This is a genomic window from Halorubrum tibetense (genome assembly GCF_042661865.1).
Lineage (GTDB): Archaea > Halobacteriota > Halobacteria > Halobacteriales > Haloferacaceae > Halorubrum > Halorubrum tibetense.
In genome coordinates this window covers 1-661 of record NZ_JBHSWW010000609.1, presented here as the reverse complement: position 1 = coordinate 661, position 661 = coordinate 1, and the positions used below count along the sequence as shown (strand labels likewise).

The window sequence follows — 661 nt, the reverse complement described above, 5'->3', positions numbered from 1 at the left end:
CTGCGCTGCCGGCCGAATCACACCCTCCACGCCTGCCAAAACCCTTGACCCCTGCGCAAGGGGATATTTTAAAGGCGTTAAAAAGTATTGCCCTCGACGTGGCGCAAGCGCAGGCTATTACCTCAGAAATTATCGTTCGGAAGAAAGATTTGGAGCAACTCACCCGCAGCGTTTTGGCCGGCGAGGTGGCTCTGCCCGCAAGTTTGCAAGGCTGGCGCTATGAAGTTGTCGGCAAGCTAATGGAAGTAAAGGCCCAGGAATTGGCTGTTCAATTCGACTGCGAGAACCCAATATGACTGACGCCCTAAAAAACTTGTGTGAAGTGTATAAAAGCCCGAAAGACAGCGACATGTTTTTATATGTTCGCAAGACCGTTGGTTTATCTCGTGTGCCAGAGGCACTGCTGGAAAAATTTGGCAAGCCGGTATTGGCCATGACTTTACTCTTAAAAGATGGTCGAAAATTGGCGCGGGTTGATGTGGAGAAAGTGAAGTTGGCACTGGATGCTAACGGCTTCTTTTTACAACTGCCGCCGCCGAAGGATGACTATATGACAGACGTCAACAAGCATAATTCAAAGTTGGTATAAGTTATGGCTTGGGCTCGAGATTACTGGCGAGAAACGCCGCTGGCAGAGATGACGGCCTACCAGTGGGAAGCC

General features: G+C 50.2%; 2 protein-coding genes. Both read left to right on the top strand.

What is annotated here, in order from left to right; all coding sequences use genetic code 11:
- Positions 1-296, top strand: a 296-nt coding sequence (locus ACFQEU_RS17255; protein ID WP_379784147.1) for a ribonuclease D, incomplete at its 5' end; no start/stop codon positions are given.
- On the top strand, positions 293-589 hold the full coding sequence (locus ACFQEU_RS17250; RefSeq protein ID WP_379784145.1) for a YcgL domain-containing protein: 297 nt from the start codon (positions 293-295) through the stop codon (positions 587-589). The genes ACFQEU_RS17255 and ACFQEU_RS17250, both read left to right, overlap by 4 nt.
- The last annotated feature ends 72 nt before the right edge of the window (positions 590-661 follow it).